Origin of the sequence: Sulfurimonas gotlandica GD1 (genome assembly GCF_000242915.1) — a bacterium.
Lineage (GTDB): Bacteria > Campylobacterota > Campylobacteria > Campylobacterales > Sulfurimonadaceae > Sulfurimonas > Sulfurimonas gotlandica.
In genome coordinates this window covers 2,074,942-2,090,799 of sequence record NZ_AFRZ01000001.1, presented here as the reverse complement: position 1 = coordinate 2,090,799, position 15,858 = coordinate 2,074,942, and the positions used below count along the sequence as shown (strand labels likewise).

At 26.9% G+C, this 15,858-nt stretch carries 12 protein-coding genes; all 12 read left to right on the top strand.

The window, feature by feature from the left end; all coding sequences use genetic code 11:
- Positions 1-184 precede the first annotated feature (184 nt).
- From SMGD1_RS10245 to SMGD1_RS10190, 12 genes are read left to right on the top strand one after another with little or no spacing between them, the layout of a single operon-like run.
- Positions 185-874 carry a vWA domain-containing protein gene (locus SMGD1_RS10245; RefSeq protein WP_008335510.1) on the top strand — a complete coding sequence of 230 codons (690 nt, stop codon included), beginning with the start codon at positions 185-187 and terminating at the stop codon, positions 872-874.
- A gap of 12 nt (positions 875-886) precedes the next feature.
- On the top strand, positions 887-1,156 hold the full coding sequence (locus SMGD1_RS10240; protein WP_008336193.1) for a WXG100 family type VII secretion target: 270 nt from the start codon (positions 887-889) through the stop codon (positions 1,154-1,156).
- Position 1,157: 1 nt separating this feature from the next.
- The gene (locus tag SMGD1_RS14490; protein ID WP_008341295.1) at positions 1,158-2,207 is read left to right on the top strand and encodes an HNH endonuclease; all 1,050 of its coding nucleotides are present in this window, start codon (positions 1,158-1,160) and stop codon (positions 2,205-2,207) included.
- Positions 2,204-2,593 (top strand): SMI1/KNR4 family protein, encoded by a 390-nt coding sequence (locus SMGD1_RS10230; protein WP_008335130.1) that lies wholly within the window; start codon positions 2,204-2,206, stop codon positions 2,591-2,593. Before SMGD1_RS14490 ends, SMGD1_RS10230 begins: the two co-directional genes overlap by 4 nt.
- Before the next feature lie 8 nt (positions 2,594-2,601).
- Positions 2,602-2,820: a hypothetical protein gene (locus SMGD1_RS10225; protein ID WP_008336870.1), complete on the top strand. Its 219-nt coding sequence runs from the start codon at positions 2,602-2,604 to the stop codon at positions 2,818-2,820.
- A gap of 9 nt (positions 2,821-2,829) precedes the next feature.
- Entirely contained in the window at positions 2,830-5,376 is a 2,547-nt protein-coding gene (locus tag SMGD1_RS10220; protein WP_008341292.1) for an FtsK/SpoIIIE domain-containing protein, read from the top strand.
- Positions 5,369-5,815: a hypothetical protein gene (locus SMGD1_RS10215; RefSeq protein WP_008341291.1), complete on the top strand. Its 447-nt coding sequence runs from the start codon at positions 5,369-5,371 to the stop codon at positions 5,813-5,815. The genes SMGD1_RS10220 and SMGD1_RS10215 overlap by 8 nt, the downstream gene beginning before the upstream one ends.
- Positions 5,805-6,506, top strand: a complete 702-nt coding sequence (locus SMGD1_RS10210) for a PP2C family serine/threonine-protein phosphatase (RefSeq protein ID WP_008341289.1) — start codon at positions 5,805-5,807, stop codon at positions 6,504-6,506. The genes SMGD1_RS10215 and SMGD1_RS10210 overlap by 11 nt, the downstream gene beginning before the upstream one ends.
- Complete coding sequence (locus SMGD1_RS10205; RefSeq protein ID WP_008341287.1) at positions 6,499-7,908, top strand: serine/threonine-protein kinase; 1,410 nt, start codon at positions 6,499-6,501, stop codon at positions 7,906-7,908. Before SMGD1_RS10210 ends, SMGD1_RS10205 begins: the two co-directional genes overlap by 8 nt.
- A complete protein-coding gene (locus SMGD1_RS10200) occupies positions 7,905-11,276 on the top strand; it encodes an AAA domain-containing protein (protein ID WP_008336443.1) in 3,372 nt (1,123 codons plus the stop codon). Before SMGD1_RS10205 ends, SMGD1_RS10200 begins: the two co-directional genes overlap by 4 nt.
- Complete coding sequence (locus tag SMGD1_RS10195) at positions 11,273-13,201, top strand: hypothetical protein (RefSeq protein WP_008335426.1); 1,929 nt, start codon at positions 11,273-11,275, stop codon at positions 13,199-13,201. Before SMGD1_RS10200 ends, SMGD1_RS10195 begins: the two co-directional genes overlap by 4 nt.
- Positions 13,198-15,858 (top strand): translation initiation factor IF-2 N-terminal domain-containing protein, encoded by a 2,661-nt coding sequence (locus SMGD1_RS10190; RefSeq protein ID WP_008336040.1) that lies wholly within the window; start codon positions 13,198-13,200, stop codon positions 15,856-15,858. Before SMGD1_RS10195 ends, SMGD1_RS10190 begins: the two co-directional genes overlap by 4 nt.

Sequence of the window (15,858 nt, the reverse complement as noted above, 5' to 3'; positions counted from 1 at the left end):
AAGCAGTTATTAAAAATTAAAACTTCAGAGATTAAGAGTAGAGTAACTTGGGGTTTTAACCCAGTTACTAGAGTAAAAAAATCAAAAAAAGACTATTCTCGAAAAAACTATAAAATGTTTGAGAACAATTAAGCTTTAAATATAACAATAAGCACTATAATTTATTAAAAATCAAGGAATAGTAATGGCATTTAATCCAGCAGACTTTGTAGTAGAAGAACCAAAGTCAATACCAGTAGTTTTATTATTAGATGTAAGTTATAGTATGCAAGGAGAGAATATAGATACATTAAATAAAGCAGTTGAATCAATGTTAAACAGTTTTAAAAAAGCTGAAACTATGGAAACCTTTATAAAATTATCTATTATTACTTTTGGAAGTGAAAATGGAGTTGATTTACATACACCACTTACTGAGGTTTCTAAAATAGATTTTAAACCCTTAACTGTTTCTGGAAGTACTCCAATGGGGGCAGCTTTTAAAATGGGTAAAGCGATGATAGAAGACAAAGATATTTTTAAAGGAAGAGATTATCGTCCAACTATTGTGTTGTTATCAGATGGTGAACCAAATGATGACTGGAGACAGCCATTAGATGACTTTGTCAGCACAGGTAGAACAAAAAAATGTGATCGAATGGCATTGGCAATTGGAGCAGCTGATAAAACTGTTTTAAATATGTTTATAGAGGGATGTGAAAACTCTCTCTTTTATGCTGAAGATGCAGAAAATATTATAGATGAATTTAAAAAAATAACTATGTCAGTTACTCAAAGAACAAAATCAGTTAATAAAAATCAGACAATTAATATTAAAGAAAGTTTAGATAATGGTGATATTAATTTAGATGATTTAGATAATTTTGATATATAAGGAGAAATAGATATGTCTCAAGTACAAGGAAACCCGGAAGAGCTAGAATTATTTGCAAATCAACTTCTTAATTTTTTAGAAACATTAAAAGATTCTACAAATTCTTTAAATCATTCTTTTGAATCATTAGGAGACAGTTGGCAAGATGAAAAACGAATTGCTTTTGAAGATGACTATAAAGAGCTTTTAAGTGTTTTAGCACAATTTGAAAATAATTCATTAGACAAAGTAGATTATTTAAAAGTTTTATCAAATAGACTTAGAGACTATTTAGGAAGCTGATTTGGTATCTGTAAAAAATATTGAAATTTTACAAGATGTAAACTCTTCGGCGAGTACTGTCTTAATTTCAACTAATGATGAAGTTAATATTTCTATTAATGAAGTAACAAATCAATTAAATGAAGTTGAACAAGAGTTGATACTATCACAAAATATGCTTGAACGCGCTCAAACTAAAGAGGTATATACTGAAGGTGTATTAACTGCTAAAATTTCTGAACATTTACATGCAGAGGCTGAATTGGCTGGAGCGGAAGCTTCAGAAAATCCAATGGCTATTGCATCTGCTAGTGCAGAAGTAGCAAGAACAGCTAATGAAGTTAGAATAGCTGAGCAAGAATATGAAGAAGCTAAACAATCAAGGTATAGAATGGAAGAAAGAGTTGAGCTTGTAAATAGAGCTCATTATAATTGCAATGAGCTTTTAGAATATTTGCAAACAATATTTAGTAGTAGTATAAATAGTTTTGATTCGTTATGCCAAACTTTGAGTATTAGATTAAATAATGCAGAGTCTATTTTGGAAAGTTATTTATCTCAAGACTATAGCAATTCATCTATTGAACAACAGCGAGATGTAGTTACAGAAAAATATCAGTATCAACTATATCAATACAAGCAAGGAAAGATTAGCAAAGAAGAGTTAAATAAAGCATATATTGAAAAACTTAATCGCCAAAAAGAAAATTTTAGAGAGAGCCAATATGCACAAAGTGAAAATGTAAAAATTAGTAAATATGGATTACCAGAATTTGAAAGTGGATGTGATGTTTTTATTAAGCCAAAGGATTATGATAAATCAAGAGCGCAACACTTTAGAGTTGCTAATGTTCATTTGAAAAATAAAGTTGAAGAAGATGAAGAATTAAGAAATTTTTTTACTAATAGACAATTAAAACAGATATATATTGGTAAGAATCCTGAAGGGTATACTTGGCATCATGATGGCAATCCACCACCTGGAAGAATACAATTAATCAAGTCTGATAAACACGATAAAGTAAGACATGATGGTGGTTTTTTGCTTTGGACAGAAAGGGAACAAAAATGAATGAATGGCAATTAAATATTGAACTTAATGATAACAGTATAAAAAATATTGAAAAATATATTCAAAAGAAACTACCTGTAGAGTTGATGAGTTTTTTAATGGAAGCAAATGCATCCTATCCTAAAAATGATAGATTCAAAGTAGAAAGTAGTGAGTATATTGTAAATAATATATTAAATTTCAATGAAAGTTCCGAGGAGTCATTCTATGATTCATTTGATAATTTAAAAGAAAATATAAAAGATTTTATACCTTTGGCAAAGGATGGCTTTGGAAATTATTACTTAATAGATTTGGATAATTTAAAAGTTTATTTTTATAACCATGAAAACAATGGAATTCAATATTTATTTGATTTTGATAAATTTATTGAAGCTTTGAGCTAGGAAAGAGTATGGCAGACTTTAGACCAATACAAAATGAATTTTTAAATATTAGTTCGAGTTTTAGTGAAAATGTAAATGATGATTTTGGTTGTTCAGTTGTAAATGAAATATTAGATCCTATAAATAACATATTAAATAATCTATCGATGATAGAAGAAAATGAAAAAAAAATCAAGATATTAGAAGTTGATCAAATGCTATTAGAAGCAAGAACTATTTTACCATAAGGGGACAGATTGAAAGAGTATATTGAGTATTTATATAATTTAGAAGATTCTTTTCAAGAACAACAAAATGCAAATGATATTATTGAGCAAGACTATCCATCAGACACATTACCTACAAATAAATATAATGAAAGAAAGCAAAGAATAGAAAAAGTGAAAAAAGATTTTGAAAGTAAGTTTCAAAAGAATATCACTCTGCTTGATAAAAAAATAAAATCTATTAGAAACTTACAACCACATTTAACACAACTAAGTATTACAAAAAAAGATAAATTTCCAAATTTTATAATATTTGGAAGAATGAAAATAGATCATAAAACTATAAAAGATGACCTCTACATACCTAGAGTGTTACCTTTCCCAATTGAAAAAGCATTCTATTCTTACAAATTAGAAAGTATGCATTATATTCAGCAATTTATCTTAAGAGTTCTTCAAGTTTCTCCGTTAAATAAGCTTGAATTTGTTTTAATTGATACTTTAACTATAGGGAAATCGTTGTCTTTTATAAGAGGAGTTTTAGATAATGATTTTATATATAAACAAAGAATATTAACATATAGTGATGAAATAGAAGAGAGTTTAAAGCATACTGCTGATTATCTTGAAAGTTTAATACAGAAACAATTAGTAGGATATAAAGATTGGAATGAATTTAATAGTGAAAATTCAAAATCTATTTTACCACTAAAAGTTATTGTTATGGTGGGTGTACCTGAACAATTTTCAAACAATAGTTTAATGTATTTAAAACGGATTATTAAATTTGGTCCAAAAGTTGGTATCTTACCACTTTTAATTATTGAAGACAATGGAAAGATTGAGGATATAAAAGAGTTGTTAGTTGAATATGGTAACGAGTTAGAAAATATAAAATTCCAATTTAAAGAAAAGTTTAAAATACTTGAACTTGAAGATTCATTAGAATTACTGCCAAGTAAAGATGAATTAAATAAACTATTAAACAATATCAATGATTTTTATGCAAAAGAATCTCAAATAAAAAGTGAAATTGATGAGTTATGGGATGAAAATGCATTTTGGCAATCTAATTCAACTGATGGACTCAAAATACCAATTGGATGGGATATAAATCAAGAAAAGGTGTATTTTAAAATAGGATTTGATGACTCTGAACATCACACTTTAATAGGTGGAAGAAGTGGAAGTGGTAAATCTAATTTACTCCATGTAATGATTCAGAACATTGCTTATTTTTATCCGCCTGATGAAGTTGAGCTGTTCTTATTAGACTATAAAGAAGGCGTTGAATTTAACAGTTATGTTAGTCCTCCTCTTTTGCACTCTTCACTTATTGCTATTCATAGTGATATAAACTATGGGCAAACTTTTTTAGAATATATTATTGAAGAAAAAAACAAAAGATCCCAATTATTTAAAAATGAAAAAGTAAAAGATTTTAAAGAATATAGAGAAAGCAATAATACACTATCAAGATTAGTAATTATTATAGATGAATTTCAAGTTTTATTTAGTATAAAAAATTCTAAAAGAATTGAAGATTTATTTAACGAAATATTAAGAAAAGGTAGAAGTTATGGCATACACTTAATCCTTTCTACTCAAACATTGAAAGGTATAGAAGCAATCTCAATATCACAATTAAAAAGTCAAATTGGCAATAGAATAGCATTGGTTATGAGTGAAGAAGATTCTATGTCTATTTTAAGTACCCAAAATGTAGAAGCTGCCAGATTAAAGGGAAAACCTGAAGTTATTTATAATGATATGGGAGGAGTAAGAGATGGAAATAAAAAGTCTTTTATTCCTTATGCTTCCAGAAAAAATCAAGATAAACTACTTAAATTAATTAATGAACAAAATTATAAAAAAGATATCAATATATATAATGGTATGACTTTGCCAGATTTACCAAATGAAAACTTTTTTAAGAAAAGTAACTTTGAATTTTACTTAGGTAAAGAGCTAAACTTTCAAGAGAATGAATTTAAAATTGAATTTAAAAAAGAGATTGGAAACAATCTTATTGTATCTGGTCGTGGAAAAATTGAAAAGCAAAATATTATAAATACTATTGTAGAAAATTTACTAAACAACAGCAAGATACAAAATATTTATTATATAGCACAAGATGAAGAAATTGCACTTGACCGTCTTATTAAAACATATAGTGCAAATATTTTTAATGAAGATTTAGAAAAAAATAGTTTTATTCTAATAGATTCTTTTGATGGGTTGAATGAATTACATCCTAAACAAAGTTTTGGAGGAATGCAAAAAGAATTGTCCCTAGCTGATAAATTTAAGGATATAGTTGAATATGGCTATAAAAATAATATATATGTAATTTTATTTATAGATAATTATAAAAGAGTTCAAATGAAACAACGAGATTTTTTATCATTATTTGAGCTTAGATATGGCTTTAATCTTAATGAAGAAAATGCCAATTCTTTACTATCTATTTCAAATACATCAATGATTAAATCAATACCAAAAAATCAAGGAGTATTTTCAAACCTTATTACTTCTGATATAGTTTATTTTAAACCGTATAAGGCTAAAAATGATTAATATTTTTATTGATACTTCTGGAAGTATGACCGAAATGGGGAAAGATAGTGCTGCTATATATGCAGTAAAGTCTATACAGGATTATTGTGAATTTAATAATCTACAAAGTACTACTTATACATTTGACGGAAAGATTGTAGATAGAATAACTTCAATTAGATTTGATAAGAATATGAATATGAATATATTAAATAACTTTTTAAGTAATTCAAATCTCATGTACAATATTTTAATAAGTGACGGATTGTTTAATGATGAAGTTAAATTAAACAATCTCATTTCTATTTCAATAGGAATTGATGCTAATATTGATTATTTAGAAAAAGCTACTTTAAAAGTTTTTGAACCTGAGAATATCATAGCTGCAATAGAATATATATTATTTACATACAATACCTTAAGTAATATTGAAGAAGAGAATGATGAATATGAATGGTAATATATGGAGTGGCTGGGGAGTATCTCAAATTGGTCCGCTTCACATTAAAAATAATATTCCCAACCAAGATGCATATGTTGTAAAACAGTTCAGTTGGGGAATAATAGGCATTGTATGTGATGGATTAGGAAGTAAAAGTTATTCTCATATTGGATCTAATGCACTGGTTAAATCAGTTGTTCAAGCAAGTAAAATATTTGATTTTGATGCAAAGGATAGAGTACTATTTGAGCCACTAGTCCGAGATTTATGGAAAATGAATATTAACCCTTATACAGCAGATGAGACAGCTACAACTTTACTTTTTGGAATAGTGAAAAATAAAAAAATATATATTGGTAGAGTTGGCGATGGTGCTATCGCTGTTTTAGGAACTAATAGCAGACTAATAGAAGAAGATAAAGATTCGTTTACAAACTACACAACTCCATTTGGAAGAGAAACATTGATAGAATGGAAAATTTATGCTGAAGAAGAAGTTGATAATATAGTACTTTGCAGTGACGGTATATCTGAAGATATTAAAAAAGAGCGGATGTTAGACTTTTTTAAAAATTATGTTTCCAATTATAAAAAATTATCTCCATTAAAAAGAAATAAAGAGATAAAAAAATGGTTAGAGAACTGGCCTGTTCGTGGTCATACTGATGATAAAACTATTGTTACACTTATAAAGGAATCAAATGAATAAATATATTGATGAATTTAATAATACACACTATATAGATGAAGAATTAGGTCGTGGTGGACAAGGTGTTGTATATAAAACAAAAGATGCGGATACAGTAATAAAATTAGTATTATCAAATGATCAAACTATTACAAATAGTGATGAAATAAAAAAAATCCATCAAAAAATAAAAAAACTAATATTCAAACCTTTGCCAAATAATATAAATATAGCGAAGCCATTAGCGGTTCTTAAAAATGAAGCTGGATACGTAATGAACCTTCTAGATGGCATGGAGCCATTTTCTTCTTTATTTCCAAGTGAACTTTCAAAGGAAAAAGCAAAAAAGATTGTGATTCCTGATTTTTTGTTAGATCTTAGTCAAAATGATGAACGAAGTGCAATATATTTTACATACTATTTAGAAACTGGAGGACTAAGAAAAAGACTTTATAGTTTAAGTAGATTAGCAATAACTTTATATCGGCTTCACATAAGAGGACTTATATATTTTGACATTTCTCATAATAATATTTTTCTTAATCAAGATGATATACCTTTAGTTTATCTTATAGATGCGGATAATATTGAATATGAATCAATAAATAAAAATGTTATTTTTACCCCTAATTTTGAAGTACCTGAAGTTGTAAGAGGAGAAGCAAATTCATTATACAGTGATATTTTTGCTTTTGGAATATTATCGTTTTTAACTCTCACAACCACTCATCCTTTTAATGGTTCTGGCAATAAGGAATCAGATTGGGATAGTGATACTTATTCAAAACAGCAATGGGAATTACCATGGATAGAAGATGGTAATGATAACTCAAATAAAAGCAAAGCTGGATTAAGACACAATCTAGCAATAACAAATGAATTAGATTTACTTTTTCATAAACTCTTTGAAGAAGGGAAAGATGATAAATTTAAAAGACCTACATTACCAATTTGGATAGAAACATTGGAAAAAGCAGCGACAAAAACTATCAAATGTAATAATTGCAAGATGAGTTATTATGATGAAATATTTGAAAAATGTCCATATTGTGATAGTAAAAAGCCTAAAAGATTGATTGTAAAATCTTATTTATACAAGGATGGCCAAAAATTAAAAGAACGATGGAAATATATTACTGAGATAACAGATAATACAAAAAGAATTGAATTACCAATGTACCTTTTTAAATCCTTTGATATTTTAAAAATTGATGATACTTTCTTAGAAATAAATTTTATTAAAAAAACAAGAGTAGATCTCTATTTTGAAAAAGAAAAAGAAAATATATACTTTCAATCTAAAACACCAATGGTTAATACGAGAAAAGGGATTGGATTAACAAAATTTGAAGAAGGCATAAAGATAATTATAGAAGATGTAAAAAATACAACAATATTAGTAGAGATCGAGATAGTAAAATGATTTTAGATGCAATTAAAACAGATACAGTATTTCAAGTTGAAGTAAAAAACTTAAATAGCACTAGAGTAGAGATTGGACTTGGATTTTTAAAGTATGATAATAACTATTCTATATTTATCAATGAAAAAATATATAAGATTGAAATAATTGATAAAAACAAGTTAGATGAAATAGATTTTTTCTTTCAAGTGAAAAATTATACAGCAATTATCAATATCATTGAAGCATCGAGAGATAAGTACTTTACAATGGAAATTATATTTTTTTCTTACCCTATTAGAAATTTATTTGTACCTTTTTATGTTTCAATAGATGAAGAAATTTTGGCAACAGCAAGAAAAAGAAAAATTATAAAAAACAAAGATGATATAAATTATCTTGCAAAAGTATTAAAAGAAAAAATATCAATTAAAATCAATAATGAAACATATTTTTTAGTGTCAAGTGGGAATTCATCAAAAGAAGAAATTTTTCAATTTTTAACAGCAACACATGTAAATAATATAAAAAATCTTAAAAATCAAATTGAAAAGATTGAGAACAACATTACACTTAATAATTTGGAAAAAGAAGAACAAATAAAGATAAAGAAATTTATTATTAAAGAAGAAGAAGAGTATATAGATAAGTGTCCTCAGCAAACAGTTATGAAAGAACTTGCTTTTTCTATTTATGGAGATATGATTCACTTACCAGTTAAAAAAGATATTACAGAAGCTGGTGACTATAGATTTACTGCTACAAAATTAGTCTCATATAAAAATAATATTAAAAAAGACTCTTTACAGCTTATAAAAGCAGATATAGAATTTAAAAATGGCTTAGTTAGTGAAAAAATAGCTAAAGATTTAGGCAATATAGTAGAGAACGATGATAGTTATTTGAAAAAATGGGATGAATATTCGAAGCTTGAAGGTGAAATACTCTTAAAAAAAGCAAAAGCTATAGGTGAATTAAAATTATTAGATGACCCCATACCAACTGCTGATGGTTATGATCTAAAGTTTGAATCAATTCCTGAAGAACTAGAGGAAAATGATTATTTATCATTTGTTGATGTAATTCCTTCATATATCAAAGATGATTATTCGTGGGATGAATACATAGCACAACTTGAACAAAGGAATACTCTAGGATTAAAAAAGGAAACAATAGAAACTTTCCAGATATCTAAGGTCGAGCATGGTTTAGTAACTATAAAAACAGATAAAAATATATCTAAGTTGAAAAATAAAAAAAATATATTATCTATTTATGGTGATCAAGTACAAATAGAGAGGAAACTTGAAGCTAGAAAAAGATTACTCACCGGAAAGAGCGCAAACCCATTTTTAGGATTAATCATTGAAGATACTGAAAATATAAAAAAGTATCAAAATAATAAAAAAGCAAAGAAAATAGAAGGATTAACAGAAAGCATTGAAAATAAAATTTTCAGTAATACTCCGACAGACAATCAAATGGAAGCTATTGATATAGCATTAAACACTCCAGATATTGCTATTATTCAAGGACCACCAGGAACTGGAAAAACGACTATTGTAACTGCCATTATCGAAATACTTAATGAACAGGCTGATAAAACTGCACAAACAAAAGGAGATATCCTTGTAACTGGAATTCAACATGATGCCGTAGAAAACATTATTTCAAGACTCAATGTCAATGGCCTACCCACTCCAAAGTTTGGAAAAAAGTCCACTACATTAGTGGATATCACCTCTTTTGAAAATGTAATGAAGTGGGGTAATGAAATTTCTACAAATGTAAAAGAAAACTTACCAGAACTCAGTAATTATCAAAAAATAAAAGATTTAGAACAGTACTTTGATATATATATTAAAACTCCATCACAAAGACTAGCAATAAAATTATTAAAACATATTATTTTTGAGTTATCAACTTTGTTAAATTCAAAAACTCTTCTTTATTCAAACGAGCTATTAGAGAGTTTTGAACAATCAACAGTAGATAATGTAGAAAAATTAAAATATATTTACGCATTAAGAACCACCATGATTGCTTTTAATGATGATGGTGAAAAAAGAAATGAAGATTTATTAGCCTCAGGTATAGGTCAGTTATTAAACAAGGAAGAGAAAAATATTTTACAAAATGTAGATAGTGATTTAGATGCCTATTTGATAAAAATACAGAAATTAAAATACTCACTAATCAATAGACTCTATCCAAGAACTATATTTAAAGCAGAAAAGCCAAATAATGAAATAATTAAATTAAAGGATGATATAGAAAAAGAATTGTCCATGGGCGGAACAACAAAGGATAAACTTAGTAGTGTTTTAGCTAACTATATTAATGAGCTTGAAAATAATCCATTTGCTTTAAAATCATTGATAGAAGAGTATAGCTTTGTATTTTCATCAACAACTCAACAATCAATGGGGAAAGATATTACAAAAGCAAAAAAAATAGCGAAAGAAGATTCTGTAGTATATGATACTGTCATTATAGATGAAGCGGCAAGAGTATCACCTATGGATTTATTAATAGTAATGGTTCAAGCGAAAAGAAGAATTATTTTAGTGGGTGATCATAGACAACTGCCCCATATTGTAGATGAGAATGTTATAAAAGACAGTGAACTCAGTGAGGATGATTTTATAACAAAAAGTATGTTTGGTTATCTCAAGGATAGAGCAAAAAAACTAGAAAGCTATGATGGTATCAAGAGAGCAATCACACTTAAAAATCAATATAGAACACATCCATTATTAGGAAAATTCATAAGTGAGAATTTTTATGATATGCATAAGGAAGGATTTGAATCACCATTAAAAGATGTGCAAAAATACTTTTATCAAGGTTTAAAAGAAATTGAGAATACTCCTGCAATTTGGATTGATGTTAAAAATAGTGAATGTAAAGAAGAAGGGGCGTGGAGTAGAGAGTGCGAAGCAACAAAAATTGTAGACTATCTTAGAAAATGGATATTCTCAGAAGAAGGTAAAAAATTTGATTTTGGAATAATTACATTTTACAGGAAGCAAGTAACATTGATAGAGAATAAAATAAAGCAAGAATTTTCTAAAGATGAAAGAGAATCTTTTAAGGATAGACTCAAAGTAGGAACCGTTGACTCATTTCAAGGAATGGAATTTGATATTGTCTTTTTATCAGTAGTAAGAAGTAAAAATGTAAAACAAATAAATAGCAAATTAAAGAATTATAATCTATTTGGATTTTTAATTTCAAAGAATAGACTTTGTGTAAGCATGAGTAGGCAAAAAAAGAGTTTAATAGTTGTAGGTGATAGGGAGTTTTTTAATAGTGAAAGATCGAAACAAGATGTTGAGGAATTGTATAATTTTTTACAATTATGTGAAGATAAAGGTAAGATATTATGAAAATACTGAGTGTAGAATCTGATAAAGATAGTATTGATTATAAGTTAAAAAAAGATTTACTTATTCCCTGTTGGATATATAAAGTTCCTATTGAAACTTCTAGAGAGAACAAATTAAACTTTTTAGAAGAGACTATATTAGAACTGACTGATATAGATGATAGCTTATTTACTGATATAGATAGACTATCATCTTTATTGGGATTTGAAAATAAAGATATTATCAAGCTAGTGCTAAAAAGGTTAAAGCAACTAAAGCTATCAGATAGAAATGATGATATTGAAAAGAATGAAGTCAATGTATATCTATTTTACCAGGAGGCTTATACCGGGGAATTATTACCAATAATCACAAAAGATCTTAATGAGTTTTCTTATCCTGAGAATAATAAAAAATTTCAAGAGGATATTTATAGAGAAATAGCATTCAAACAAAAAATATCATCTAACCGAAAGACTAAAGCAATCCTAGTAGATAGATTTAATGAGCAAGCTTCAGCACCTACAAGAGAAGATATTATAAAATCAATTTATTTACACAATCAAAAAAATTATGAAAATTTTTCAAAAATAGACTATCAAAATTTTAAAATTGATATAGTGAACACCAATGAATTAATTTATCTTCATGCAAAACTATACATGCCAAAAAATAGCAATGATTCAATTATTATTAGTAATGGATTTACTAATGATTATTCTATTTTATTTAGAGAGATATATAAGAATCAGCATCAAAACTTAATTTCATATTTTAGAAGTGAATTAAAGCAAGATATAGAATTGAAAGTAAACAAGATAGATGTACCCTTTGAAAATAAAATAATAAACTTCCCTGAAGTTTTAAAAAATATTCAAGAGATAGAGAATAATAAAGAGAAGTTAAATCATACTAATAGCAAAGCTAGTATTATTTTTTATAAAGACAAAATAATGAAATCTTTGTATGATGGTTTAGAGCAAACATTTAAGAATTATGTTAAAAACCTAAATGACACAGAAAGTTTAAAAAATAAAAACTTACTATATGAATTGGCACTAAAAGCTGGATTTAATTTAAATATTAAAATTGATAAATTACCAATTTTCAATGTCTCAAAGCAAGATAATTTACAAAAATTTATTGCAAAATCTTTATTTTACAAAAAAGATGAAATTTATGAAGTTGCTATGAAATATCCTAACTTATTGTACACAATAAGTAATTTGTTTAGTATAAGAAATCCATTAAAGCACTCTGGGCATGAAGAAACTTTAACTAATATTGAAATCTCAACAATAGAAAACTACATTAAAACAATTTACTTAGTTATCTCTCTTATACTAAGAATAAAAGAAAAAAGTAATATTAATAATATAGAAAACAATGATGATATATATTTTCAAAACTCTTATATAGACTTAGAAGTTGAATTATCAATAGATATTCTTAAAGAATTACCACAAGAAGTGCAGAATAATCTGGTTTATATTAACTATTATCTAAATGAACTTAATTTTGAAGAAAATAAATATATTATTGTTAAAGAAATAATCAATCAACTTTATTCATCATTTGAATACATATTTAAAAATATAGTTGCAATATTATGTGCAGATAGAAGAAAAATAACTTGTAAAGATGAAATTATAGAAAAAATAGGTGAAAATAATTTAAATATTAGTTTATTATCGGTTAATCCTATCAATATTGAAGAAGCTCAAAAAAATCAAAAGGCTAGTTTAGGAGCTTATTTTTTGGTCTATCTTTATTATCTAGAAGATATAGATGCAGAAGTAATAAATCTACTACAAAAGATTCTTGTTGAGCGAAAACATTCTAATCCATCAATAGAGGAGATTGAACAAACTTCACTTGAGTATCTAAGGAAATTAAAGATTGATAGTTTTAAATTAATCAAAATTCTAATGGAGAATAACTTATGATAGAAAAAATAAGAATACACGAAATTGCAAATGAGCTAGGAATAACTTCTAAAGACGTTGTTGAAAAAGCTTCGGAACTGGGCATAGAAGTAAAGTCAGCACAAAGTACAGTAACAATACAAGAAGCTGAAAGTTTGATGAACTTCATTATGAATAGCGATACATCAACACAAGAAGTAGAAGTTAAGGCTTCCTCTTCATCAAAAAGTGAAATTCATAAAGCTGTAGTTGAAAAAGAAGAACCATCTGAAGAAAAATATACTGACGATCAAACAAATAATGGAGAGACTAAAATGACGAAAGAAGAATTAGCCAATGAAATGGGTGTAGGTATCGATATGGTTACAAAAATTTGTAAAGACTTAGGTATTGAAAATACTGAAATTACCAAAGAAGCGCAAGTTGACATAAAAATCAAATATCTAGCATTATTTAAAAAGAAACTGATCGATCAAAACACTCAGTTTAAACAAGAAAAAACTGAGTTTGAAAAGTATATGAAGGAACAAAAACAAGCTTTAGAAGAAAAACTCATTGAAGAAGAATTAAAGCATAAAACAAAATTAGAAGAACAAAAAATAAAAACCCTGACACAATTAAAAGATGAGTTTTTAAAAAGTATAAAAACTGATTATGAAAAAATTCATACTAAGTTAGATGATCTGATACAAAAAGAGTTAAAGCTTACACAATGGCAACAAGAGCTTAATCAATCGGAAAAAATGTTTTCTCAAGCCAAAGAGATATTTGAATCTCAAAAAGAGAAAGTGTTAAATGAGTATAAAGAAGAAATAGCTAATGAAAAAGAGATTTTTACTCACCGACAAGAAGCACAAAAAGTAAGTAAACTTGAAGAGATAAATAAAATAATAGAAGAATTGTATAAAACTAAAGAGATTGATATAAATAAAAAAGAAGAAAGTATAATACAAAAAGAGAGTAAACTTAAAATTCAAGAGAATGAAATTTTAGCTAAAGAAAAATATTTAGAATCTCAAGAAGACCTGCTATATAAACAAGCTAAAGAAAAAGTTAGTGAAGAGATAAAAACTTATCAAGATAAGTTAAAATATCATGAGCTAGAGATTCAAAAACTAAAAGAAGAATTATTTGATTTAAAAGATGAACTTGATGAACATGAAAAATTTAAAGATAGAGACTTACCACAAGAGTTAAAAGAAAAAAATAGTGAGCTGAGAATCTTGAAAGAAAAAATTGAAGAGATTCGAAAACAAAAACGTGAAATAGAAAGTAAAAAAGAGATTGATTTTCTATCATTTGAGGTAGAAATGAAAAATTTATACCAAGAAAACCAAAATTTTAGAATTGAAATTGAAAGCATAGAACAATTAAGAAGTGAAAATAATATATTATCTGAAAAACTCAAAGAGATAAGTTTTTTAAAATCGGAAAATCAAATATTACAGAATAGACTTGATAGCATGAATCAACTCTTTACTCAATCCAAAGAGAAAGAGCTTAGAGTTGAAGACATAAGAAGGGAGCCTTTCTTAAAACGAGAGTTAGACTCTGAAATAAATGTAACAGATGAGATAAAATATTTGGATTCAATTGAGTCTAATATGAAAACATATGGAGTTGAGTATCCAAGAAGATTACTAAATGCATTTCATACCGCACTTAAAAGTGCCGAGTACTCTCCATTGACTGTTTTAGCAGGTGTAAGTGGAACAGGTAAATCTGAACTTCCAAAACTTTATTCACATTTTGGTGGATTCAACTTTTTAGCAGAAGCCGTTCAACCTACTTGGGATTCTCCAGAATCAATGTTGGGATATTATAATACCATTGAAAATAAATTTGATTCATCAAATATATTGAAATTTTTACTTCAAACCGCACAAAGTAAAAATGATTCACAATTTGGCTGGCAAGAAAGTATGAATATGATACTTTTAGATGAAATGAACTTATCTCATATAGAGCTTTATTTTGCAGAATTTCTAAGTAAGTTTGAATTAAGACGAGGGAAAGACGGAGTAAATTTAGATATTAAACTTGGTGCCGGTATGAATTATCCACTACCATTAGATAGAAATGTCCTCTGGATTGGAACAATGAATGAAGATGAAACTACAAAAGCACTTTCAGACAAGGTATTAGATAGAAGTTTTGCAATTAATTTTCCAAGACCTGATAAACTTTTAAGCAGGGGAAAATTAAAAACTCTTGATGAAATAAAAAAGTTTGAATATTTAAATAGAGATACTTGGAACAAATGGCTACAAAAGGAATCTGTATTCACAAAAGATAATATAGAAGTATTGTATAAATATAAAGATATTGCAAATAAAATTAATGATTATTTAACACCTACTGGAAGAGCCATAGGACATAGAGTATGGCAATCAATGGAATATTATATTAATAATCATCCATTAGTTATTCAAAATATTCATAATGAAGATGAACTAGCTTTAAATGTTAAATATGCATTTGAAGAGCAACTAGTACAAAAGATAATGCCAAAATTAAGAGGAATTGAAACACATGGAAAAGAGAAAGAAGTATTACATAATATTCGGGAAATAATACATCAAAATGATTTTAAAATAACAGAAGATTTTGAATTATCTATGGATAACCCTTATGGACAATTTATATGGAATAGTGCAAATTACCTAAAAGAAGATTAG

Excerpts from the sequence above, each read along its gene's own strand:
- SMGD1_RS10245 (WP_008335510.1), top strand. The coding sequence starts at position 185 with ATGGCATTTAATCCAGCAGACTTTGTAGTAGAAGAACCAAAGTCAATA.
- SMGD1_RS10240 (WP_008336193.1), top strand. The coding sequence starts at position 887 with ATGTCTCAAGTACAAGGAAACCCGGAAGAGCTAGAATTATTTGCAAAT.
- SMGD1_RS10230 (WP_008335130.1), top strand. The coding sequence starts at position 2,204 with ATGAATGAATGGCAATTAAATATTGAACTTAATGATAACAGTATAAAA.
- SMGD1_RS10225 (WP_008336870.1), top strand. The coding sequence starts at position 2,602 with ATGGCAGACTTTAGACCAATACAAAATGAATTTTTAAATATTAGTTCG.
- SMGD1_RS10215 (WP_008341291.1), top strand. The coding sequence starts at position 5,369 with ATGATTAATATTTTTATTGATACTTCTGGAAGTATGACCGAAATGGGG.
- SMGD1_RS10210 (WP_008341289.1), top strand. The coding sequence starts at position 5,805 with ATGAATGGTAATATATGGAGTGGCTGGGGAGTATCTCAAATTGGTCCG.
- SMGD1_RS10205 (WP_008341287.1), top strand. The coding sequence starts at position 6,499 with ATGAATAAATATATTGATGAATTTAATAATACACACTATATAGATGAA.
- SMGD1_RS10200 (WP_008336443.1), top strand. The coding sequence starts at position 7,905 with ATGATTTTAGATGCAATTAAAACAGATACAGTATTTCAAGTTGAAGTA.
- SMGD1_RS10195 (WP_008335426.1), top strand. The coding sequence starts at position 11,273 with ATGAAAATACTGAGTGTAGAATCTGATAAAGATAGTATTGATTATAAG.
- SMGD1_RS10190 (WP_008336040.1), top strand. The coding sequence starts at position 13,198 with ATGATAGAAAAAATAAGAATACACGAAATTGCAAATGAGCTAGGAATA.